Source organism: Symbiopectobacterium purcellii (assembly GCF_052050035.1).
GTDB classification, from domain to species: domain Bacteria; phylum Pseudomonadota; class Gammaproteobacteria; order Enterobacterales; family Enterobacteriaceae; genus Symbiopectobacterium; species Symbiopectobacterium purcellii_A.
In genome coordinates this window covers 1,095,333-1,118,314 of the sequence record NZ_CP189882.1, presented here as the reverse complement: position 1 = coordinate 1,118,314, position 22,982 = coordinate 1,095,333, and the positions used below count along the sequence as shown (strand labels likewise).

Below are 22,982 nucleotides of genomic sequence, written 5' to 3'. Positions count from 1 at the left end.
CCGACTTAAAAATGATTACATCCTATGCCCTGATATGCGGCAAAGAAGCATAGCTGGCTGTTATCAAAATAATGTCGCTTGGCTATACATGCTAATGCTTTGCCTACCCCCCTTTTCCATCATATTTTTCTCGGCGCTAAACGTAAAAACGTTATCCGCCGTGCGGATAACGTTGGAGGTTGCTAACAAATTGCCCTAATCCCACGGTCATTCCCGTGAAGGCGTGAAGTGACTTTGTCATCAGTCCGAAAGCAGGGATCACCAAACCAGCGTGCGCAGCGTCTGTTTCACCCCATGCTGAAGCAGTGACTGATAGTAGCGGGTCACTGTCGCGACAAACTCGCGCTGCTGCGGCAAGTCTTGTCCAAAGATATAGCCAACCGACTTAAAAATGATTACATCCTATGCCCTGATATGCGGCAAAGAAGCATAGCTGGCTGTTATCAAAATAATGTCGCTTGGCTATAGCCTCCATCCCCAGCAAGGCCGGTACGCGGGCTTCTCCTTGAGCACTGTTACGCACCACATCAGCCAGCAGATCACGTAACGGATCGCTGATATCAATCGCGTTCCCTTGCTCGTCCACGCCGCCAACATAGCGCATCCACCCAGCCACACCGAGCGCCAGCATGTCAAAACGGCTGCCGTGTGCCAGATGCCAGCGAATCGAATCCAGCATGCGCTGTGGCAATTTCTGAGAGCCGTCCATGGCAATTTGCCAGGTACGGTGTTTCAGCGCACGGTTACGGTAACGCTGCAACAGTGCGTCGGCATAAGCCGCCAGATAACCGAGGTACGCCAGGAAAGAGTGACTGCCATTCAACATGCGCAATTTCATCTCTTCATACGGCAGTACGTCCTGTACCAGTTCTGCTCCCGCCTTTTCCCATGAGGGACGCCCGTTGACGAAGTTGTCTTCAATCACCCACTGAAAGAACGGCTCGCAAGCAATGCCCGCCGGGTCGTTCACGCCCAGCAGTTCGGTGACCTGCTCCAGCGTTTCCGGCGTCATCGCCGGTACGATCCACCATGGTGGAAGGGAACGTCACATGTTGTGCGACCCACAGCGCCAGTTGGGTTATCACGTTGCGTGTCACATGGCCATTTTCCGGCATGTTGTCGCACGACATCACGCTAAATGGCGACACACCACGCGCTATACGGCGTTTGATCGCAGCCAGAATGACACCCGGCAAAGAGCGCGGTTGATCCGGATGCTGGAGATCGTGCGCAATCAGCGGATGCTCTGCGTTAAGCTACCCGGTCGCCGGATGGTGGCAGTAGCCTTTTTCTGTCACCGTGATGGATACGATAGCAATATCCGGTGCGCTTAATGCCTCCAGCACCACCTCGATGCCGTCCAACTCCGCGTGCAAAGCGGTTTTGGCAACACCGACAATGCGGCTGGTCCAGCCGTCGTCCGCCATTTGGCTTTGTTGAATAATTTAACATGCTGATTTACATAATTATTATAACACTTCAACAACTAAGTTTTCCAGCCGTAATGCTTTTTATTGTGCTAACTACTTGATTTGTCGTTCTAACAAAATACAGTCTCTGTACATGCATTCTACCTAAAGAAGATGTAAATCAAACGGTTAAATTATTCAACAAAGCCCCGCCATTTCAGATACCGACCACAGCAGATCCTGCTGGCGAATATCCTGAATCTGTTGTTCACCGCCAATCAGATTGATTTCGCAATAGCCCCAATCGCTGCCGAACTGTGCGGCCAGTTTGTCGGCACACACCGCCTGGTGGGCGCGGTGAAATGCGCCGAAACCAATATGGGCAATACGTGCAACCAGTTTGCTGCGGTCATATTCAGGCACCGCGGCTTTTGCCTGTAAAAGAGAGCTTGTCATAACAGTTTTTCCCAACGTAGACGCTTGCGCATCCGATTACATTTACTCACCCACCGGCGAAGCTGTCCGTGAGCCTTTCACCGATGACGCATCCTTTTGATGCCACAGCGTGTCATATAGCCAACCGACTTAAAAATGATTACATCCTATGCCCTGATATGCGGCAAAGAAGCATAGCTGGCTGTTATCAAAATAATGTCGCTTGGCTATAAGGATGGCCGGTTAAATCCTCGACGATACGGCGTGTTTCTGGTGTCACATCCTCTTTTCTGCCATCGGCTTTCAAGCGTTCCACTTCGTCCACAAACACCTTGTGCGTGGGTTTATTCAGATGGAAGGTCAGTGCCTGCCACAGCGCTATCAGCAATAGACTGGTGGTGCCAATAAACATCAACGCGGCAATGGTTTGAATCGCTTCCTGCGGTTGTTCTTGGCTGCCTTTCATAAAACCGCCCCACTGCAACAGCAGGCCGACAATAAAGGTGGCAATCGCGACCGTGGTTTTACGTGAGAAGGTCATTACCGCAGCAAACAGCCCTTCACGAAGCTGATGGGTGATCATTTCATCAATAAACTAGTTGCTGAATAGAGACTTGCATTTTTTGTCAGGCTATTGAGAATAAAAAGAGGTTTAACTTAGAGAATAAAGGTTTGAAATGATCAACAAAGAGCGGTTGTTACGAGATAATCGTTTATGTAAAGCAATCATTGGATTATGAGTCGAAGAATTGAAAAATTTAGCCGCTGAATTTTCAGCTTGTTATTTGATTTATCGGAAAAAGAATCGAAAAGATCACGAGCGGCAGATGGGTGCAGGGCAGAAAGGATTTATCCCAACCCCATTAGATAAACTGCTTTTTATTTTATTGTATTTAAAATGTTATCCGACCTATGATTTGCAAGGACTTCTTTTTGGTTTAGATAGAACACGGGTATGTCGCTGGGTAAAAATATTATTGCCGGTTTTAGAGATGACCTTGGGGCGAGAATGTGTTTTGCCCGCTCGTCAAATTCGCTCTGCTGAGGAATTTTTTCGCGCCTTTCCTGGAGTTAAAGACGTCTTTATTGATGGGACAGAGCGACCTGTCCAAAAGCCTAAGAATCTGCGTCGGCGAAAAAAAATGTATTCGGGAAAGAAAAGACAGACCACTCGAAAAGCGCTTATTATGACTGACGAAACAAGGCAAATTGGATTTATCCCCATGAGCAAAAATGGGCGCCGTCACGATAAACGCTTACTCGATAAAGTCGATATAATTCGCCATATTCCTCCTGAGGTAACCATCTGGGCAGATACCGGTTTTCAAGGTATAGATAAACAGCATCCTAATACACAAATCCCAAAAAAAGGAACTCGAAAAAGACCTTTATCGCCTGAACAAAAACAAGAAAATAAAATAATCTCGGGCATCCGTATTACAGTTGAACACGCCATCGCGGGTATCAAGCGCCTCGGTTGCATGACCCAAATTTTACGGAATCGTAGACCCTTTATTGATGATACCGGCTTTGTTGAATAAATCGAACTTTCAGGGGATCGCCGGATCAAAGCACTATCATCGCTCCCGATAGCAGCTCCCCATGGCAAAGCAAAAGTTTAAAATCACCAACTGGCCCACCTACAACAAAGCACTCAGACAACGCGGCTCCCTGACGGTCTGGCTTGATGAGTCGGCCATCGCTGCATGGACTGACAGTTCTTCGCCTGAAGGTCGTGGTCGGCCGCTTTACTACACCGATATGGCTGTTACCACGGTTTTGATGATAAAGCGCGTGTTTAACCTTTCGCTCCGGGCATTACAGGGCTTTGTCGACTCGGTTTTTACACTGATGAGCCTGCCACTGCGCTGCCCGGACTACTCTCTGGTCAGTCGGCGGGCAAAAACCGTCAGTATCAGCATAAAAACGCCAACGCGTGGTGAAATCTCGCATCTGGTCATCGACAGTACCGGTCTGAAGGTCTTTGGCGAAGGTGAATGGAAAGTCAGGCAGCATGGGGCTGACAGACGAAGAGTGTGGCGCAAGCTTCATCTGGCAGCAGACAGTGCGACGCATGAGATTATCTGTGCCGACTTATCGCTCAGCGGAACGACAGATGCGCAGGCACTGCCGGGCCTGATTAACCAAACCCACCGAAAAATCAGGGAAGTGTCAGCAGACGGTGCTTATGACGCCCGTTACTGCCACGATGCGTTGCTAAGAAAGAAAATCAGGCCCCTTATCCCGCCGCGAAGCGGAGCCAAATACTGGCCGGACAAGTACCATGAACGTAACCATGCGGTGGCGAATCAGCGTCTGAGCGGGAGTAATGATATGTGGAAAAAGAAAGTGGGTTATCACCGGCGTTCAGTGGCAGAAACAGCGATGTTCCGCATAAAAACTTTGCTGGGTGGCCATCTGAGCCTGCGTGACTATGAGGCTCAAGTAGGTGAAGCCATAGCGATGGTCAAAGCGCTGAACCGTATGACGTTGTTGGGTATGCCACACAGCGTCAGGATAGGATAACAGGTGTAGCAGAGGGAGTCATCCTGTCGGCTAATTCTGATTTATTCAACAAAGCCGATGATACCTTCTTACTCCTTAGCGCCGGTCTTTGGAATTTCCATCTCAGAACAGCGTAAAATTTACTTCAATCACCGAAACACCCTTATTTCACTATTAAGCAACACGCTTAATATCAGGAATGAACGGGAACACGTTCCACTGAGTGAACTCCAGCACGCAGCGACCTACCTGATAGAAACCGGCCAGCGCAACCAGCATCACCATCTTGTTTTCTACCGGGAAACGGTAGACATAGAAGAACCCGGCCAGACACAGCATCATCAGCGTGTAGGCAAAGATATACAGGCGCGATGGGCCATATTTAATGATCGCCAACCCGGACAGCAACGTCACTGGCAGCCCGACAATACTCATCGAGAGCGGGCTTCCGGCAAACGCCGAGGAGACGATCAGGCAGTTGACACAGAAGAACACAAACACGGTGTTGTAGGCTTTGTTGAATAATTTAAGATACTGATTTATATAAGCATTATAAAATTTCAACGACTAATTTTTCCTCTCGGAATGCTTTTTATTGTGCTAACTATTTGATTTGTCGTTCTAACAAAATACATTCTCTGTAAATGCATTCTAACTAAAGAAGATGTAAATCAAACGGTTAAATTATTCAACAAAGCCGGTGTTGTAGACATATTTAGCCGTGAAGGAGAACAAATAAATAACCAGGTGTTTTCTAAAGGCACGCACACGCAGTGTTGAAGCATAATCCTTAAACAACCCGCCCAGCATACGCAGTTTTTCACTCAGGATGAGTCTGTAAAGAATTTCGTGTAAATGGCTCCATCGCTTAACCGGAAATTCGATCTCCATACATCAACATGAATTGGCTCATAGCCGGTTTCCAGTCTCTGATTGGTAGGGTCCATTTAGCCGAGATATTATGCAAGGCTAGATAGAATAATTTTAGCACCGAGTGGCTTTGTTGAATAAATCAGAATTAGCCGACAGGATGACTCCCTCTGCTACACCTGTTATCCTATCCTGACGCTGTGTGGCATACCCAACAACGTCATACGGTTCAGCGCTTTGACCATCGCTATGGCTTCACCTACTTGAGCCTCATAGTCACGCAGGCTCAGATGGCCACCCAGCAAAGTTTTTATGCGGAACATCGCTGTTTCTGCCACTGAACGCCGGTGATAACCCACTTTCTTTTTCCACATATCATTACTCCCGCTCAGACGCTGATTCGCCACCGCATGGTTACGTTCATGGTACTTGTCCGGCCAGTATTTGGCTCCGCTTCGCGGCGGGATAAGGGGCCTGATTTTCTTTCTTAGCAACGCATCGTGGCAGTAACGGGCGTCATAAGCACCGTCTGCTGACACTTCCCTGATTTTTCGGTGGGTTTGGTTAATCAGGCACGGCAGTGCCTGCGCATCTGTCGTTCCGCTGAGCGATAAGTCGGCACAGATAATCTCATGCGTCGCACTGTCTGCTGCCAGATGAAGCTTGCGCCACACTCTTCGTCTGTCAGCCCCATGCTGCCTGACTTTCCATTCACCTTCGCCAAAGACCTTCAGACCGGTACTGTCGATGACCAGATGCGAGATTTCACCACGCGTTGGCGTTTTTATGCTGATACTGACGGTTTTTGCCCGCCGACTGACCAGAGAGTAGTCCGGGCAGCGCAGTGGCAGGCTCATCAGTGTAAAAACCGAGTCGACAAAGCCCTGTAATGCCCGGAGCGAAAGGTTAAACACGCGCTTTATCATCAAAACCGTGGTAACAGCCATATCGGTGTAGTAAAGCGGCCGACCACGACCTTCAGGCGAAGAACTGTCAGTCCATGCAGCGATGGCCGACTCATCAAGCCAGACCGTCAGGGAGCCGCGTTGTCTGAGTGCTTTGTTGTAGGTGGGCCAGTTGGTGATTTTAAACTTTTGCTTTGCCATGGGGAGCTGCTATCGGGAGCGATGATAGTGCTTTGATCCGGCGATCCCCTGAAAGTTCGATTTATTCAACAAAGCCGCACCGAGTCATCCGTTGGAAATATTCGTCGCGTTTTCGTTATAGCCAACCGACTTAAAAATGATTACATCCTATGCCCTGATATGCGGCAAAGAAGCATAGCTGGCTGTTATCAAAATAATGTCGCTTGGCTATATAGCTAAACGACTTAATTTTGATTACATTATTTAAATGAGCTATTCAATTGATTTTAGACGTAAAGTGATATCTACACGGAAAAACGAAGGGTTGAGTATCCGAGAAACAGCGAAGCAATTTCGGATTGGCCCTGCCTCTGTATCGCGTTGGATTAATCAAATAGAGTCAAAAGCATCGACCACGCGTCAGCGAAAGATCGATAAATCCGAGTTGATAAAAGATGTTGAACAATATCCAGATGCTTACCAAAAAGAACGTGCAGAGCGTTTTGGCGTTTGTCAGAAGGCCATTTGGCAAGCGCTTAAAAAGCTGGGATTGACCTATAAAAAAAACTCTACGTCATCCGAAAGCCGACGAAAACGCCCGGCAGGGATTTCAACAAAAAAAACAACAGTATGAAAAAGAAGGTAAACCTATTGTTTTTATTGATGAAAGTGGTTTTTCACACGATGCCCCACGGACTCACGGCTATTCCCCAAAAGGTCAACGGTGTTTTGGCCTGAAGAACTGGGGAGCTAGGGGAAGAACAAATGTTATCGGCGCTTTATTAGGCACAACGCTGTTTGCTATCGGATTATTTGATATCAATATTAACAGCGATGTTTTCTATGCCTGGGTCACACAAGTCCTTATCCCAGTACTCCCTAAAAACAGTGTAATCATGATGGACAATGCCACTTTTCACAAAAAACATAATATTCAACAAGTCATCATCGATGCAGGGTATATGGTGGAGTATTTGCCTACATATTCGCCAGATCTTAACCCAATTGAGCATAAATGGGCACAAGCAAAAAGCAAAAAAAGAGAGATGGGTTGCGATACAGAGAGTTTGTTCTCAGTCCATATGGTGTAATCAAAATTAAGTCGCTTGGCTATAACCTTGCGGATCTCCGGCGGAAAATCAAAAATGACGATGAGACGTTCCCAATTATTTCTCCACGATGGGCTGATCGTCGGGAACTGCTCATCCCATTTGGCCGCGAAGGCATCCAGGGCCTCTTCAGCGCCCTCTAGCGTTGCGGAACTATAGATAGTGCGGAGGTCAGCAGCAACGGCTTTACGCTCTTTCCAGCCGACGTAGCGCAGCGAGTTCCGCACCTGATGCACGATGCAGAGCTGTACCCGCGTATGCGGGTAAACAGCTTCAATGGCATCAGGAAAGCCCTTCAGGCCATCGCAGCAGGCGATGAAGATGTCCTGTAGCCCACGATTTTTCAGTTCTGTCATTACAGATAACCAGAACTTGGCCCCCTCGGTTTTGGCTATCCATAGCCCCAGCAGCTCTTTTTCGCCCTGGCCGTTGATGCCTAGAGCCAAGTAAACAGACTTGTTGGTCACGGCTCCGCCGTCCTTGCTTTTGACCACAATACAGTCAAGGTAAACAATGGGATAAAACGCATCCAGCGGCCGTTGCTGCCAGCGCTTAACGTCATCCATCACGGCATTGGTCACTTGAGAAATGAAGCCAGCGGAAACATCGACCCCGTAGACTTCTTTAAAGTGAGCCTGAATATCACGGGTTGATAGCCCTCTGGAATAGAGAGAAATAATGCGGTCATCGAAGCCGTTAAGCTGCTTTTCGTGCTTACCGATCAGTGTCGGCTCGAAGGTACTGTTGCGGTCGCGCGGAATATCGAGCTCGAGCGCCCCATTTTGGCTACGTACGCTCTTGGATGTCTTGCCATTGCGGGAGTTGCCTGAATTATTACCAGCCGGGTCATGCTTAGCATACCCAAGGTGTATCTCCATCTCAGCTTGAAGAACCCGTTCCGCCAGTCTTTTAGTCAGCACCTTGAGTAGGCCTGATTCACCCAGAAGCTCCTGAGGGGAGTGGCAATCCTGAAGCAGTTGGTCAATAAGTTCGTTGCTGATAGGCATTTTTTGTCCTCTGAAGGTTTTCCTCAAAATGCCATTTACACAGATCTTTTTACACTCTCGCCCATCTTCATCAAGATATAGCCAAGCGACATTATTTTGATAACAGCCAGCTATGCTTCTTTGCCGCATATCAGGGCATAGGATGGCTTTGTTGAATAATTTAACCGTTTGATTTACATCTTCTTTAGTTAGAATGCATTTACAGAGAATGTATTTTGTTAGAACGACAAATCAAATAGTTAGCACAATAAAAAGCATTCCGAGAGGAAAAATTAGTCGTTGAAATTTTATAATGCTTATATAAATCAGTATCTTAAATTATTCAACAAAGCCGCATAGGATGTAATCATTTTTAAGTCGGTTGGCTATAACTGAGCAGGCCGGTATCTTTATCCAACGCCGGCTTGTTTTTTTGTCAGCAACATCTGCCCCTCTTTGGTCGCAATCACATAGTTGCTGCTAAACCCACTCGCCAACAAGGCAAAAAAGCATAACGCGATGGCTTTGTGTCGAATCGTCATCAGGTAATCCACTCAAATAGTAAAAAAATGGGCGATGGTTCTTTTTAGGACCTAATCTCTATCAAAAAACATGAATATACAAGATGAACTCTAGCAAAGCGGGAAAAAGAAGAATGTAGGAATAATGGAAATAATCAGTGATTCACCCGAGAAGGGGGGAGCGGGCAGCCAAGGCTACCCGCTGGGGAATTACTCTGCGTTTGTCGCTTTTTTGCTGCGCATCAGATTCAGCGCTTCAACCGACATTGAGAAGAACATCGCGAAATAGATATAGCCTTTGGGAACGTGAACATCGACGCTTTCCAGAATCAGCGTAAATCCCACCAGAATCAGGAAAGAGAGTGCCAGCATTTTCACCGATGGATGACGATCGACAAACTCACCGATGGCGCGGGCTGAAAACATCATCACCCCTACGGCAATCACCACGGCGGCCATCATGATAAACAGATGGTCGGAAAGGCCGACGGCGGTAATGACGGAGTCGAGGCTGAAGATGATGTCTAACAGCATGATCTGCACAATAGCCCCGAAAAAGGAATGCACCTGGCTGGCATGTGCCTCTGAACCGCCTTCGATCGTCTCATGAACTTCGCGGCTGGATTTCCAGATCAGGAACAAGCCGCCGAAAAACAGGATCAGATCGCGCACGGAAATTTCATTATCCATCAGCGTAAACAGCGGGTTGGTCAGACGAATCACCCAGGCGATCGAGGCGAACAGGCCAAGGCGCATCAACATGGCACCCAGAAGGCCGATACGGCGCGCTTTATTTTGTTGGGCTTTGGGTAACTTGGCGACAACGAGAGAAAGGAAGATGATGTTGTCGATACCTAGTACGATCTCCAAAATGGTCAGCGTGCCGAGCGCCAGCCATGCATTCGGATCAACAATCCAATCAAACATTATATCAATCAAACCTAAACGAAATGCAAACGTAGATTATACGCTTCACATTCGGTTTTCTGGCAAGAAAAAACGATACGCATTATCTCTGGCATTTAAAGATGAAAATGGCGCGCTAACAGCGGGCCGGTAAAGGTCTTCTTCAAATAGAAACCGCGCGGCAAGGTCATGATGGGCCGACCAAACTCGCCGATGGCTTGCGTCAGCGCCTTGCTGTTGGCCCCTTTGGGGCGTAATTGTAGTACCTCGCCGTGACGCGCGGTGATGCTCTCCACTTTGCCGAGCACAATCAGGTCCATCAGTTCTTCCCAATCCCGCCGCAGCAGTTCCTCCTCCTCGGGAGAGGGGCTCCAGATAAGCGGCGTGCCGATATGGCGTTCGCCGAGAGGAATTTCACGTAATCCTTCCACCGGGATCCACAGTACCCGTGCCAACTTATGCCGCACATGGCTGCTCTCCCATGTCACACCGCTGTTGCCGGTTAGCGGTGCCACTGACACGAAGGTGGTTTCGAGCGGCCTGCCCCGATCATCAATCGGAATGGTTTTTAGCTCTACGCCAATATCTGGAAAATCCTGTTCCGGTTTGCTGCCTGCGCTGGCACCGAGAAAGCGCTCAAGCAACACGCCTATCCACCCCTTGTCGCGTTTGAGGTTGGCTGGCAGCGGCAGGTTTGCCCGTGCGACAAGTTCCGCCAGCGTATAACCGGCAAGCGCTTGCGCGCGTTCAAGTAGGGTATGCTCATCGGCAGGTGGCGTTGCAATCGGGTTGGGCATATTCACCTATGAAAACAGGTTGTCAGATTGACTAAAAAAAAGTACAGCATTCATCAGGTTTTTCAACAGGGCGGTGCCGTGCTAAAAAGAAAACAATAATAGCATGATTCATAGCGTGTTTTTTTATTTATTCCACCAAGGTATCACGTCGGTTTTATCGTTGTTCAAGGATAGACAGGCTTTGTTGAATAATTTAAGATACTGATTTATATAAGCATTATAAAATTTCAACGACTAATTTTTCCTCTCGGAATGCTTTTTATTGTGCTAACTATTTGATTTGTCGTTCTAACAAAATACATTCTCTGTAAATGCATTCTAACTAAAGAAGATGTAAATCAAACTGTTAAATTATTCAACAAAGCCGGATAGACACCGACAATAAACAGGATCTTACACCAGGTTATCCACAGATTTTTGGGATAACCGGGGTAAGTCCTCACTACTGGTTTGATTTACAGCCTTGACGTCACGATTTTTTGCGATTTTTGTTATTTTATTATCCGATTTTTGCGTCGTGGTTGTGGATAAAACCGTCGTGGAGCAATCTTTCACCACTCTGCCGTGCACCGGTTTTCTGCGCCGTGTAATGGCGGTGAATATGTCGTGGGTTAAATCGGTATTTTTTTGAAAATAAAGGAAGATTTTTTTTGTGGTGCGATGTGGTTTCAAAAATGGAGAAAATATTTTCCGCATGCTTTCATTTGGTTCTGCACAGTGATATCCACAAAAATAGTGAATAAAAGCGCGATGCTTGACGCATGCTGTTTATAACTCTTCCCCTTTCTGTGGGTTAGCGGCAGGTTATTCGTAGAATCAATGCTGTTAAGCAGGAGTTTACCGGGTGGCGGGAGTGTGAAACAATCAGGTCATCTTTGCATTGAAAGTTTTCGAGGTAGTCCGGTGATCGATGATGATGGCTACCGCCCTAACGTTGGTATTGTAATTTGCAATCTGCTTGGTGAAGTGCTCTGGGCGCGTCGTTATGGTCAGCACTCCTGGCAGTTCCCGCAAGGGGGCATCAACCCGGGGGAAAGCCCTGAACAGGCCATGTATCGCGAACTGTTTGAAGAAGTGGGACTCAGGAAAAAGGATGTCCGTATTCTGGCTTCAACCCGTAGCTGGTTACGTTACAAATTACCAAAACGTTTGGTGCGTTGGGATACAAAACCGGTTTGTATCGGTCAAAAGCAGAAGTGGTTTCTGCTACAGTTAATGTGCAACGAATCTGATATCAATATGCAAAGCAGCGGCACGCCGGAGTTTGACGGCTGGCGCTGGGTGAGTTACTGGTATCCTGTGCGTCAGGTGGTGTCGTTTAAACGCGACGTTTACCGTCGTGTGATGAAGGAATTTATCAGCCCGGTTATACAACTGCAAGAGAACGCCGCGGCGAGGGCGCCTTCGGTGCCTCGGCGCAAAAGAGGATAAGTCGCGCTCATCATGCTCACGCGTTTGCTAGAAATAGTTGAGAAAGTGGCGGAGGCATCGCGCTTAAATGATGCGCTGGATCTGTTTGTCAATGAGACCTGCCAGGCGATGGATACGGAAGTCTGTTCTATCTATCTGGCCGATCACGATCGCCAATGTTACTACCTGATGGCGACACGCGGTTTGAAAAAGCCGCGTGGACGTCTTATCACGCTGGCTTTTGGTCAAGGAATTGTCGGATTGGTGGGGCAGCGTGCTGAACCCATCAACCTGGCCGATGCGCAAGCCCACCCCAGTTTTAAATTTATCCCTTCCGTTAAAGAGCAGCACTTTCGTTCTTTCCTTGGTGTGCCCATTATTCATCGTCGACAACTGCTGGGTGTGTTGGTGGTGCAACAGCGCGAACATCGCCAGTTTGATAAGAATGAAGAGTCTTTCATGGTCACGCTGGCGACGCAAATGGCCGCAATTCTCTCTCTGACGCAAATCAAGGCGCTGTTTGGTCAATATCGGCAAACACGGCTCAAAGCGCTGGTGGCATCGAGCGGCGTGGCGATTGCGCCAGGCTGGATGGACAGCAGCCAGCCTTCACTGGAATTGGTTTTCCCTGCTTCAAGCCTGGACAGCGAACGCGAGCGCTCGCGTTTGACGCAGGCGCTGGAAGAGGCCAATGCCGAATTCCGCCGTTTCAGTAAACGCTTCAGTGCCAGCGCGCAAAAAGAGAGTGCAGCGATTTTCGATCTTTATTCCCATTTGCTGAGCGATGCACGCCTCAAGCGCGAACTGTTTCAGGAAGTGGATGACGGGAATGTCGCCGAGTGGGCGGTAAAACTGGTAATCGAGCGTTTTGCTGCGCAGTTTGCTGTGCTTCAGGATGCCTATTTGCGTGAACGCGCCGGGGATTTCCGCGCGTTGGGCCAGCGTCTGTTGTTTCATCTTGATGATAGTGTGACCAGCAGCGATCGCTGGCCGCCCCATTTTATTCTGGTGGCTGATGAACTGACGGCAACGCTGCTGGCGGATGTGCCGCAAGACCGACTGGCTGGTGTGGTCGTACACGACGGTGCCGCCAACTCACATGCGGCGATCATGGTGCGGGCGATGGGGATCCCCACCCTGATGGGCGCGGATATTCAGCCGGAGTTATTGCACCAGCGCACCTTGATCCTTGATGGTTATCGGGGTGAACTGCTGGTGGATCCCGAGCCGACGCTGTTGCAAGAATATCAACGCCTGTTGAGTGAAGATAATGCGCTGACGCGCCTGGCCGAAGACGATATGCAACGGCCTGCGGTGCTGAAAAGCGGAGAGAGCATGCAAGTGATGCTCAATGCCGGGCTCAGCGCCGAACATGAGCAGCGTTTTATCAACCTGGTTGATGGCGTGGGGCTGTACCGTACCGAAGTGCCTTTCATGCTACAGAGCGGCTTTCCGTCTGAAGATGAACAGATGGAGCAGTACCGGGGCATGTTGCAGCTTTATCCTTCCCGCCCGGTGGTGTTGCGCACGTTGGATATCGGTGCCGATAAACAGCTTCCCTATTTGCCGATCAGAGAAGAAAACCCCTGCTTGGGGTGGCGCGGTCTTCGCGTTACGCTCGATCAACCGGAGATCTTCTTGATCCAGGTGCGCGCGATGCTGCGCGCGAATGCTGAAACCGGCAACCTGCGCATTTTGTTACCGATGGTCAGCAGCCTGGAAGAAGTGGACGAAGCGTGTCGGCTTATCGCTCAGGCCGCCGCTGAGGTACGGGAACTGGTGGGACATGCCTTGCCGGAACCGCGCATCGGGGTGATGATCGAAGTCCCGTCTATGCTGTTTTTGCTGCCGCATCTGGCCTCTCGTATCGATTTTGTCTCGGTAGGCACTAACGATCTGACCCAATATTTGCTGGCAGTGGATCGCAACAACCCGCACGTCGCATCACTTTATGACAGCCTGCACCCGTCCATGTTGCAGGCGTTGGCCGGTATTGCACGTGAATGCCAACGTCTTGATCTTGAAGTCTCTGTCTGTGGTGAAATGGCCGGCGAGGCGATGGGATCGCTGGTATTAACCGGGCTGGGCTATCGCACGTTCAGTATGAATGGTCGTAGCGTAGCGCGGGTAAAATACCTGCTGCGCCAATTGGTACTGACAGAGGTGCAAACGCTGACTCAACGCCTTTTGGCGGCGCGCAGCGCCAGCGAAGTGCGTCAGTGGATTGCGCTTTTCCTCGAAGAACGCGGCTTGGGCGGATTAGTCCGCGGTGGTCGCTGACAAAGTGTGTCAACGGTAACATCCTGTTTACATAACTTTTCCTGAGCTTGCACGCTGCGTAGCGGCTGCTGTGTGCTATCATGCGCAACCGCCGCCAGTGCGTAAGGCGTTAATGCCGAGAGTGCGCTGGCAAACAAGGTTTCCCCTTTTCCGACTTCCCATACCGTGGGATAAACAACGTCGTGAGATAAAACAAACAAGCATGTGGTGATCGATGACAACGAGTTACTTGGCGTTTCCTCAATTTGATCCGGTGATTTTCTCCCTTGGTCCCGTCTCTCTCCATTGGTATGGATTGATGTACTTGGTGGGATTTGTGTTTGCCATGTGGTTGGCTGTGCGCCGGGCGAATAAACCGGGCAGCGGCTTGACCAAAGAAGAAGTGGAAAACCTGCTCTACCTCGGATTCCTCGGGGTGTTCGTGGGCGGCCGTCTGGGGTATGTCCTGTTCTATGCCTTTCGCTCGTTCATCAGTAACCCGCTTTACCTGTTCAAAGTGTGGGATGGCGGTATGTCATTCCACGGCGGTCTGGTTGGGGTGATTTGCGTCATGCTGTGGTTTGCCCATCGCACCAAGCGCCACTTCTTTCAGGTTGCCGATTTTATCGCACCGCTGATTCCTTTCGGGCTGGGTGCAGGGCGCTTGGGTAACTTTATCAACGGGGAACTGTGGGGTCGCGTCACTACCGATACGCCATGGGCAATGCTGTTCCCCGGCGCACGCAACGAAGATTTGATGCTGGCGGTCACCAACCCACAATGGCAGACAATTTTTAATCAGTACGGCATGTTGCCGCGCCACCCGTCGCAGCTTTATCAGATGACGCTGGAAGGCATTGCGCTGTTTATCTTGTTAAACCTGTTTATTCGTAAACCGCGCCCGATGGGCAGCGTTTCCGGCTTGTTTTTGATTGGCTACGGTGTGTTCCGCATTATCACCGAATTTTTCCGCCAACCGGACGCTCAGCTTGGCCTGTTCGGTAATTTCATCAGTATGGGGCAGATTCTGTCGCTGCCGATGGTGTTTGCCGGTATTCTGATGATGGTCTGGGCCTATCGCCGCAAGGCGTAAAAACAGCAATTGCTTGCCGTGAGCGGTCTCCTAGCTGACATCAGCGGGAGGCCACGCGGTAAATTTTTTAATCGTGTAGTGAGGGTGAAATGAAACAGTATCTGGAATTGATGCAGAAAGTGCTTGATGAGGGAACGCCGAAGGGAGACAGAACCGGCACCGGAACCTTATCGATTTTTGGCCATCAGATGCGTTTCAACCTGCAAGACGGCTTTCCGCTGGTGACCACCAAGCGCTGTCATCTGCGGTTCATCATCCATGAGCTGCTATGGTTCCTCAACGGTGACACCAACGTTAGCTATCTGCATGACAATAAAGTTAGCATTTGGGATGAATGGGCTGATGAAAACGGCGATCTTGGGCCAGTATACGGCAAGCAGTGGCGCGCCTGGGGTGCGGCAGATGGTCGCGAGATTGACCAACTGCAAACCGTGCTGCAACAGTTAAAACAGGACCCGAATTCACGCCGTATCATCGTTTCTGCCTGGAACGTGGGTGAGTTAGAACAAATGGCGTTGGCACCCTGCCACGCATTTTTCCAGTTCTACGTGGCGGATGGCAAACTTTCCTGCCAGCTTTACCAACGCTCGTGTGATGTGTTCCTCGGCCTGCCGTTCAATATTGCCAGCTATGCACTGCTGGTGCATATGATGGCGCAGCAGTGCGACCTTGAAGTCGGTGACTTTGTCTGGACCGGTGGTGATACCCATCTGTACAACAACCATATGGAGCAGACGCATCTGCAACTGAGCCGTGAGCCAAAAGTGCTGCCGAAGTTGATCATTAAGCGTCGTCCTGCTTCGCTGTTTGACTACCAGTTCGACGATTTTGAAATTGAAGGCTACGATCCGCATCCTGCCATTAAGGCACCGGTGGCTATTTAATCGGCGATTCTGCCTTTCTGCTATCAAGGCTGCTTCTGCGGCCTTTTTTACCGGTTATGTTCACCTATAGTTGTTCAACCCGCATTTCTTCAACCCGCATTGTATCTGCCTTGTAACGCCGTCCTACCAAGCCCGTTTTGTTGCGAACAGGCAGGCATTCCCACTTTTTTTTGCCAGGTCGCTGCCCGATTCTGGCTACACTGCCGTCATGGATAAAAGCACCTTTAAACTAGTTGCTGAATAGAGACTTGCATTTTTTGTCAGGCTATTGAGAATAAAAAGAGGTTTAACTTAGAGAATAAAGGTTTGAAATGATCAACACAGAGCGGTTGTTACGAGATAATCGTTTATGTATAGCCAAGCGACATTATTTTGATAACAGCCAGCTATGCTTCTTTGCCGCATATCAGGGCATAGGATGTAATCATTTTTAAGTCGGTTGGCTATAAAGCAATCATTGGATTATCAGTCGAAGAATTGAAAAATTTAGCCGCTGAATTTTCAGCTTGTTATTTGATTTATCGGAAAAAGAATCGAAAAGATCTCGAGCGGCAGATGGGTGCAGGGCAGAAAGGATTTATCCCAACCCCATTAGATAAACTGCTTTTTATTTTATTGTATTTAAAATGTTATCCGATCTATGATTTGCAAGGACTTCTTTTTGGTTTATATAGAACACGGGTATGTTGCTGGGTAAAAATATTATTGCCGGTTTTAGAGATGACCTTGGGGCGAGAATGTGTTTTGCCCGCTCGTCAAATTCGCTCTGCTGAGGAATTTTTTCGCGCCTTTCCTGGAGTTAAAGACGTCTTTATTGATGGGACAGAGCGACCTGTCCAAAAGCCTAAGAATCTGCGTCGGCGAAAAAAAATGTATTCGGGAAAGAAAAGACAGACCACTCGAAAAGGGCTTATTATTACTGACGAAACAAGGCAAATTGGATTTATCCCCATGAGCAAAAATGGGCGCCGTCACGATAAACGCTTACTCGATAAAGTCGATATAATTCGCCATATTCCTCCTGAGGTAACCATCTGGGCAGATACCGGTTTTCAAGGTATAGATAAACAGCATCCTAATACACAAATCCCAAAAAAAGGAACTCGAAAAAGACCTTTATCGCCTGAACAAAAACAAGAAAATAAAATAATCTCGGGCATCCGTATTACAGTTGAACACGCCATCGCGGGTATCAAGCGCCTCGGTTGCATGACCCAAATTTTACGGAATCGTAGACCCTTTATTGATGATACCTTCTTACTCCTTAGCGCCGGTCTTTGGAATTTCCATCTCAGAACAGCGTAAAATTTACTTCAATCACCGAAACACCCTTATTTCACTATTAAGCAACACGCTTTTTGTTGATGCGGGTTTTACCCTGCCGGAATTGCTGATTGCACTGACGCTTATCGCCTTGTTATCCTCAGGCGGAATTCAGGGCTGGACCGCCTATCAACAGGCTGTGCGTCTCGAGCAACAGACGCAGTTGGTGATGTTGTTTCTGCAACGCGTGCAGGCCAATGTCTACCGGTATAACGACGCACGCACGGTGAGTGTAATACAAGCCGATGGGACGTGGTGTTTGCGCGAAGGTACAGGCGAGGCGTTGAGCTGTCATGAGGGCACTGGCGGGCGTTTATTGCCCTCTGCTCGCGATGTACGCATTGCCGCAATGGCGCGGCGGACGGTCATCTTTTATGGTCTGCGCAATACGGCGCAGGCAGGACACCTGGTGTTGGAGAATGATGCCGGTCGTCTGCGTATCGTGATATCGATCTGGGGGAGGATACGGTTATGCAGCGATACGCCGCCAGTTTTAGGAATTCCGCGTTGTTAAGCCGCAGAATCGGCGGGTTTAGCCTGATGGAGGTGCTGCTGGCAATGCTGGTTGGCTGCGTGATGGTCATCGGCTCTATGCAGATTTACCCTACGCTGCGCAGGCATAGTCAGAATACGCTACGCCATTTCTGGTTAGAACAGCGTATTCATCAGGCACTGTTTGCGTTGGAAAAAGATCTGCGCAGCGCGGGTTTTTGCACCAGTCACTGTCACGATAATGTCGTAACCTTAGGGCAATTTCCCGGTGAGGTGGCGAACAGTTGCGCAATTGTTGCCTATGATTTTAATCGACGTGGCGGTGCGCCGCAGCGTCGGTAAACGTTTGGATACCGGTTGCGTGCAGGAGCATGGGAAACACAAGTCAGCATTGCCGATTGTGGAGGCGGCGGATGGGAGCGACGGCTTGATCCGCAGGAAGTGACGGTAACGCGTTTTGAAGTGATTGCATGGCGTAATGTGACAGGACTGACGCTTTATGAAGTGCATCTGGCGGGACACTGGTTTCGCCGCCCTGATATCGCACGCCATACGGTGCGCTGGATTGCAGGGCATAACGCATGAAACGCTGGTGCCAGCAGGGCAATGGTGCACTCTTAATGGTGATGTTGTTGGCAGTCTCGGGGTTGCTGTTAATGACGGGGATGCAACGGCAGTTGGACAGTGTGCTCTCTCTTGCCCATGATGAGCGCCGCTATTGGCGAACGCGGGTGTTGGCCGAATCGTCGTTACAATGGGGTCTTGGGCAAGTGTGGCTCATGGGCAATCGTTCCGACGAGCAATGTCTCGGCTATGCCGCAGAAGGACTGCAAGTCTGTTTACGCCAGGTACCCGGTGAGCACTATATGTTGCTGCGCGGTGAGGGACATCTTCCTCGTTCTTCATCAGTGATGGTGCTCTATCAGCGTGTGGTAGCCGTTGAGCCAGACGGCGAAACCAGCCCGTTGAAGCCAATCTCAGGAGGTTGGCTGGATTTTTGCCCCGAAAGGCACGAGGCCATTTGTGGCGGATAGCCGGAGAATGCCGTGTGGAAGGTGCCGACAAAGGCAGCATCAACAAGGGTTTGGGTTGGTGGAAACCGCCATTGCCGCGCTGTTTTTTGCTGTATCGGTGTTAGGATTACTGCAATATCATCAGAGGTTGCAACAGGCCTTTGTACATCAATGTCAGCAAAGGCAGGCATGGCATCTGGCATATCAACAGTTTGCCATTTATGCTGCCGGTCGGGGAGGGGAGGCATTAACGTTGCTTTAACGCGATCTTCCTCCTGGATGGCAGTTAGCGTTGACAGAGCAGTACCAGACGGCAGCGTGCCTGCGCGTCTCCTCGACGGTGACAACGCCGCAGCACTATCAGGCGTGCTTGTACCGTTGGTTTTGTTTTACTGATACAAATCGGCGAACCGTGCCTGAGGGCAATTGACGGTGAGCGGGGTTTGCGGGCACCGAAACGGGAATCATCATGTTCAGGGTTTATCACTCAAATCAGTTAGATATTTTGAAAACGCTGATGGTGACGCTGATAGCGCGCCAACCGTTACAGGACCCGTTTCAGCCTGAAACGATCCTGGTTCAAAGCCCTGGTATGGCGCAATGGTTGCAGATCGAACTTGCCACTCACTTTGGTATTGCTGCCAATTTGCATTTTCCTTTGCCCGGTGTTTTTTTGTGGGACATGTGTCGGCGCGTGTTACCGGATATTCCGGCGGAAAACACCTTTAGCAAAGAAGCGATGACTTGGAAGTTAATGCATATTCTGCCTCAGCAGCAGGATAATCCGTCATTCTTGCCGTTGAGTCACTATTTGCAAGATGACGCCGATAAACGCAAGCGGCATCAACTCGCTGGGCGAGTTGCGGATCTGTTCGATCAATACCTGATTTATCGGCCTGAGTGGATCAAACAGTGGCAAGCCGGTGCGCTGGTGGACGGTTTGGGGGAGGCGCAGGTGTGGCAAGCCGAGCTGTGGCGTGCACTTTTGCAATACAGCGCGCAACTTGAACAGAAAGAGTGGCACCACGCTCGCCTCTATCAGCGCTTTACCGAGGTACTGGAGCAGGCCACTACCTGCCCACAAGGGTTACCGCCACGCGTGTTTATCTGCGGTATTTCAGCGCTACCGCCGGTTTATTTGCACGCGCTGCGTGCATTGGCAAAGCATATTGATGTGCATCTGCTGTTTACTAACCCATGCCGGGATTACTGGAGTGATATTCAGGATCGCCATTTTTTAGCAAAGCTGAAAAGTCGTCAGCGTCGCTTGCACAGCAACAGCCACAGCGCCGAGGAACACTATCGTCCGCTGTTTCGCGATCCTGCCAATGTTGATGGGTTATTCAACGATGAGGGCGAACAGCGCATTGTGAATCCGCTGCTGGCAAGCTGGGGAGAACTGGGGCGTGACCATCTCTATCAGTTGGCGCAGATCGACGAGGTCGATGATATTGAAGCCTTTGTCGAGCTTGATGGTACAACGCTATTGCAACAAGTGCAGCGCGATATTCTGGAGCTTGATGACGGCAGCGTGATTGCCGATAGCGCACAAGCGCAGGCCAGCAGTGAACGTAAGCGCCTGCTTGCGCCGCAGGATGCTTCTCTCACCTTTCACTCCTGCCACAGTCCGCAGCGTGAGGTCGAAGTATTGCACGACCAACTGCTGGCGATGATGGCGGAGGATGAAACACTCACGCCGCGTGATGTTATCGTTATGATGGCGGACATTGATAGTTATACGCCTTTCATTCAGGCGGTGTTTGGTAATGCGCCGACAGCGCGCTATTTGCCTTTCGCCATCTCCGACCAGCGAGCCCGCCACGCGCACCCGGTTTTGCCTGCATTTCTCAGCCTGCTGGAGTTGCCACACAGTCGTTTTACCGCCGAGCAGGTGCTGTCGCTGCTTGAAGTCCCTACGCTTTCTGCCCGTTTTGGTATCGACGAAGAAGGGCTGCGTCGTTTGCAGCTGTGGGTGATGGAATCTGGTGTGCGCTGGGGGCTTGATGATGACAACGTGCGCGATCTTGATTTGCCAGTCACCGGTCAGCATACCTGGCGTTTTGGTTTGACACGCATGCTGTTGGGCTATGCGATGAACAGCAGTTCGGGGGCCTGGCAGGGCGTGTTGCCCTACGATGAATCGAGTGGGCTGATTGCCCAACTGGTGGGGCAATTGGCTGAGTTATTGGCGCAACTCACCCAATGGCGTCAGCGTTTACGGGTAGCGCGCACGCCAGCGCAATGGTTGCCGCTGTGTCGGCAACTGTTGGACGATCTTTTCATTGCGGATAGCGACAGCGATGCCGCGCTGTCGTTGATTGAGCAGCAATGGCAAGCGATGCTGGGGGCGGCAGTCGCCAATGCGTTTGAGGAAGCGATCCCGGTGGCATTGTTGCGTGACGACTTGTCCCAACGCTTGGATCGGGAAAAACTGAGTCAACGCTTTCTCGCCGGTGCCATTAACTTCTGTACGCTGATGCCGATGTGTTCGATACCCTTCAAAGTGGTCTGTCTGCTGGGGATGAACGATGGGGTGTATCCGCGCACGCTGCCCCGGTTGGGGTTTGATCTGATGGCGCAGAAGGGGCAGCGCGGTGACCGCAGCCGTCGTGATGATGACCGCTATTTGTTTCTGGAAGCGCTAATCTCGGCGCAACAGCGCCTCTATATCAGTTACATCGGTCGCGCCATTCAGGATAACACGCAGCGCTATCCATCCGTGTTGGTGAGCGAACTGATGGAGTATTTGGCGCAAAGTTACCATTTGCCAGGGGATGAGGCGCAGGATCTGGATACCAGCGCGGCACACGTATGTGCGCATCTGTGCTGCGAACATACCCGTATGCCGTTTGACAAGGATAACTTCCTTGAACACGCTCAACCGTGCAGCTTCGCCAGTGAATGGCTGGCCGCGGCTGGGCGAGCTGGATTGCCGCAGCCGCAGTTTGATACGCCACTGGAGCCTATCACTTACCCTGATATTACGCTGGATGCGTTGAAACGTTTTTATCGTCACACTGTCAAAACCTTTTTCCAAGCGCGTTTGGGCGTGAACTTTGTCGTGCAGAACGATGAACTGCTCGATAAGGAGCCATTCGCTTTGGATAACCTCAGTCGCTATCAGTTGAATGCGCAATTACTGAATGTGCTGATTGCGCAAGAGGATGCGGATGAACTGCTACACCGCGCCCGCGCGGCGGGCGAGCTTCCCTATGGCGCTTTCGGTGAGTTGTATTGGCAAAAACAGCGCCAGGAGATGCAAGCACTGGCTTACAGCGTCAGCGCGGAGCGTGATGCGGCGGGAATGACCAGCCTGGAAGTGGACATGACGCTAGACGGTGTACGTCTGAGTGGCTGGGTGATGCAGGTTCAGCGCGATGGTCTGTTGCGCTGGCGCCCAGCGCGTTTAGGCATGAAAGATGGCGTGGCCTTGTGGTTAGATCATCTGGCTTACTGCCTGGCGGGAGGTTCGGGAGAGAGCCGCATGTATGGCCGTGAAGAGACGGTCTGGCGCTTTGCTGCGATTTCTGTGGAGGAAGCACAACGCCAGATGGCGCATATGATTGAAGGATATCAACAAGGCATGAATGCCCCACTATTATTACTGCACCAGAGCGGAGGGGCTTGGCTGCAAGCATGCTACGATGCATCAAGTGGCACGTTGAACGATGCCCCCGATGTGGTGCAGAAAGCGTTGAACAAGCTGCAACAAAGCTGGGCTGGCAACATGATGTTGCCCGGTGAGGGCGACGACTTCTATTTGCAGCGTATCGTGCCGGAACTGGATGAAGTCCGCATTGAAGCGATTGTTACAGCGGCAAAAACCTGGCTGTTGCCGATCCTGCGCGCCAATCAGGCATAAGCGAACGGATGTGATGGCAGTGA

Annotated in this window: 22 protein-coding genes and 7 pseudogenes; 17 read left to right on the top strand and 12 right to left on the bottom strand. The window is 50.2% G+C overall.

Annotated elements, in window-relative coordinates:
• Positions 1-258 precede the first annotated feature (258 nt).
• A pseudogene (locus ACQGXV_RS08565) lies at positions 259-1,433 on the bottom strand (mannitol dehydrogenase family protein); the annotation flags it as partial.
• A gap of 174 nt (positions 1,434-1,607) precedes the next feature.
• Positions 1,608-1,865, bottom strand: coding sequence for a hypothetical protein (locus ACQGXV_RS08560; protein WP_440866167.1), 258 nt, complete (start codon positions 1,863-1,865; stop codon positions 1,608-1,610).
• Between the two features lie 83 nt (positions 1,866-1,948).
• Here ACQGXV_RS08560 and ACQGXV_RS08555 point away from each other — a divergent pair, with 83 nt between their 5' ends.
• Entirely contained in the window at positions 1,949-2,077 is a 129-nt protein-coding gene (locus ACQGXV_RS08555; RefSeq protein WP_440866166.1) for a hypothetical protein, read from the top strand.
• Here the strand turns inward: ACQGXV_RS08555 and ACQGXV_RS08550 are convergent.
• Positions 2,053-2,436 (bottom strand): annotated as a pseudogene (locus tag ACQGXV_RS08550) (MFS transporter); the annotation flags it as partial. The gene ACQGXV_RS08555 and the pseudogene ACQGXV_RS08550 overlap by 25 nt on opposite strands.
• A gap of 157 nt (positions 2,437-2,593) precedes the next feature.
• On the opposite strand from ACQGXV_RS08550, the gene ACQGXV_RS08545 reads away from it, so the two are divergent.
• The gene (locus tag ACQGXV_RS08545; RefSeq protein WP_440866165.1) at positions 2,594-3,385 is read left to right on the top strand and encodes a transposase family protein; all 792 of its coding nucleotides are present in this window, start codon (positions 2,594-2,596) and stop codon (positions 3,383-3,385) included.
• Between the two features lie 61 nt (positions 3,386-3,446).
• The gene (locus tag ACQGXV_RS08540; protein WP_440862815.1) at positions 3,447-4,370 is read left to right on the top strand and encodes an IS5 family transposase; all 924 of its coding nucleotides are present in this window, start codon (positions 3,447-3,449) and stop codon (positions 4,368-4,370) included.
• Between the two features lie 168 nt (positions 4,371-4,538).
• On the opposite strand, the pseudogene ACQGXV_RS08535 reads toward ACQGXV_RS08540, so the two are convergent.
• The 4 genes and pseudogenes from ACQGXV_RS08535 to ACQGXV_RS08520 form a co-directional block, all read right to left on the bottom strand.
• Positions 4,539-4,859 (bottom strand): annotated as a pseudogene (locus ACQGXV_RS08535) (MFS transporter); the annotation flags it as partial.
• A gap of 174 nt (positions 4,860-5,033) precedes the next feature.
• On the bottom strand, positions 5,034-5,240 hold the full coding sequence (locus tag ACQGXV_RS08530) for a hypothetical protein (protein ID WP_440866164.1): 207 nt from the start codon (positions 5,238-5,240) through the stop codon (positions 5,034-5,036).
• Positions 5,218-5,343: pseudogene (locus ACQGXV_RS08525) on the bottom strand (IS256 family transposase); the annotation flags it as partial. The gene ACQGXV_RS08530 and the pseudogene ACQGXV_RS08525, both read right to left, overlap by 23 nt.
• Before the next feature lie 58 nt (positions 5,344-5,401).
• Positions 5,402-6,325 carry an IS5 family transposase gene (locus tag ACQGXV_RS08520; protein WP_440862725.1) on the bottom strand — a complete coding sequence of 308 codons (924 nt, stop codon included), beginning with the start codon at positions 6,323-6,325 and terminating at the stop codon, positions 5,402-5,404.
• A gap of 247 nt (positions 6,326-6,572) precedes the next feature.
• Here ACQGXV_RS08520 and ACQGXV_RS08515 point away from each other — a divergent pair, with 247 nt between their 5' ends.
• Positions 6,573-6,938 (top strand): IS630 transposase-related protein, encoded by a 366-nt coding sequence (locus ACQGXV_RS08515; RefSeq protein ID WP_440862584.1) that lies wholly within the window; start codon positions 6,573-6,575, stop codon positions 6,936-6,938.
• Positions 6,862-7,395, top strand: a complete 534-nt coding sequence (locus ACQGXV_RS08510; RefSeq protein ID WP_440862665.1) for an IS630 family transposase — start codon at positions 6,862-6,864, stop codon at positions 7,393-7,395. The genes ACQGXV_RS08515 and ACQGXV_RS08510 overlap by 77 nt, the downstream gene beginning before the upstream one ends.
• A gap of 20 nt (positions 7,396-7,415) precedes the next feature.
• Here the strand turns inward: ACQGXV_RS08510 and ACQGXV_RS08505 are convergent.
• From ACQGXV_RS08505 to ACQGXV_RS08485, 5 genes and pseudogenes are all read right to left on the bottom strand, one after another.
• Positions 7,416-8,420 (bottom strand): annotated as a pseudogene (locus ACQGXV_RS08505) (IS256 family transposase); the annotation flags it as partial.
• A gap of 364 nt (positions 8,421-8,784) precedes the next feature.
• Positions 8,785-8,941 (bottom strand): annotated as a pseudogene (locus ACQGXV_RS08500) (YgdI/YgdR family lipoprotein); the annotation flags it as partial.
• A 189-nt stretch (positions 8,942-9,130) separates the two neighbouring features.
• Positions 9,131-9,847, bottom strand: a complete 717-nt coding sequence (locus tag ACQGXV_RS08495; protein WP_440866163.1) for a TerC family protein — start codon at positions 9,845-9,847, stop codon at positions 9,131-9,133.
• Positions 9,848-9,942: 95 nt separating this feature from the next.
• On the bottom strand, positions 9,943-10,623 hold the full coding sequence (gene mutH, locus ACQGXV_RS08490) for a DNA mismatch repair endonuclease MutH (protein ID WP_440866162.1): 681 nt from the start codon (positions 10,621-10,623) through the stop codon (positions 9,943-9,945).
• Between the two features lie 393 nt (positions 10,624-11,016).
• A complete protein-coding gene (locus tag ACQGXV_RS08485) occupies positions 11,017-11,319 on the bottom strand; it encodes a hypothetical protein (protein ID WP_440866161.1) in 303 nt (100 codons plus the stop codon).
• A gap of 207 nt (positions 11,320-11,526) precedes the next feature.
• Between ACQGXV_RS08485 and rppH the strand changes: the two genes are divergently transcribed.
• From rppH to recC, 12 genes and pseudogenes are all read left to right on the top strand, one after another.
• Complete coding sequence (gene rppH / locus ACQGXV_RS08480) at positions 11,527-12,054, top strand: RNA pyrophosphohydrolase (RefSeq protein WP_440867334.1); 528 nt, start codon at positions 11,527-11,529, stop codon at positions 12,052-12,054.
• A 12-nt stretch (positions 12,055-12,066) separates the two neighbouring features.
• Entirely contained in the window at positions 12,067-14,313 is a 2,247-nt protein-coding gene (ptsP, locus tag ACQGXV_RS08475) for a phosphoenolpyruvate--protein phosphotransferase (protein ID WP_440866160.1), read from the top strand.
• A gap of 214 nt (positions 14,314-14,527) precedes the next feature.
• Entirely contained in the window at positions 14,528-15,385 is an 858-nt protein-coding gene (lgt, locus tag ACQGXV_RS08470) for a prolipoprotein diacylglyceryl transferase (protein ID WP_440866159.1), read from the top strand.
• 89 nt (positions 15,386-15,474) lie between these two features.
• On the top strand, positions 15,475-16,269 hold the full coding sequence (gene thyA, locus ACQGXV_RS08465; protein ID WP_440866158.1) for a thymidylate synthase: 795 nt from the start codon (positions 15,475-15,477) through the stop codon (positions 16,267-16,269).
• A gap of 311 nt (positions 16,270-16,580) precedes the next feature.
• Positions 16,581-16,703, top strand: coding sequence for a hypothetical protein (locus ACQGXV_RS08460; protein ID WP_440866157.1), 123 nt, complete (start codon positions 16,581-16,583; stop codon positions 16,701-16,703).
• A gap of 43 nt (positions 16,704-16,746) precedes the next feature.
• The gene (locus ACQGXV_RS08455) at positions 16,747-17,574 is read left to right on the top strand and encodes a transposase family protein (protein ID WP_440866156.1); all 828 of its coding nucleotides are present in this window, start codon (positions 16,747-16,749) and stop codon (positions 17,572-17,574) included.
• A complete protein-coding gene (locus ACQGXV_RS08450) occupies positions 17,516-18,106 on the top strand; it encodes a prepilin peptidase-dependent protein (protein ID WP_440867333.1) in 591 nt (196 codons plus the stop codon). Before ACQGXV_RS08455 ends, ACQGXV_RS08450 begins: the two co-directional genes overlap by 59 nt.
• A 26-nt stretch (positions 18,107-18,132) precedes the next feature.
• Entirely contained in the window at positions 18,133-18,426 is a 294-nt protein-coding gene (locus ACQGXV_RS08445; RefSeq protein WP_440866155.1) for a hypothetical protein, read from the top strand.
• Positions 18,427-18,441: 15 nt separating this feature from the next.
• Positions 18,442-18,669, top strand: a complete 228-nt coding sequence (locus ACQGXV_RS08440; RefSeq protein ID WP_440866154.1) for a hypothetical protein — start codon at positions 18,442-18,444, stop codon at positions 18,667-18,669.
• A complete protein-coding gene (locus ACQGXV_RS08435; protein ID WP_440866153.1) occupies positions 18,666-19,118 on the top strand; it encodes a YgdB family protein in 453 nt (150 codons plus the stop codon). Before ACQGXV_RS08440 ends, ACQGXV_RS08435 begins: the two co-directional genes overlap by 4 nt.
• Positions 19,119-19,125: 7 nt before the next feature.
• Positions 19,126-19,527, top strand: a pseudogene (locus ACQGXV_RS08430) (prepilin-type N-terminal cleavage/methylation domain-containing protein).
• A 39-nt stretch (positions 19,528-19,566) separates the two neighbouring features.
• On the top strand, positions 19,567-22,959 hold the full coding sequence (recC, locus tag ACQGXV_RS08425; RefSeq protein ID WP_440866152.1) for an exodeoxyribonuclease V subunit gamma: 3,393 nt from the start codon (positions 19,567-19,569) through the stop codon (positions 22,957-22,959).
• Positions 22,960-22,982: the final 23 nt, after the last annotated feature.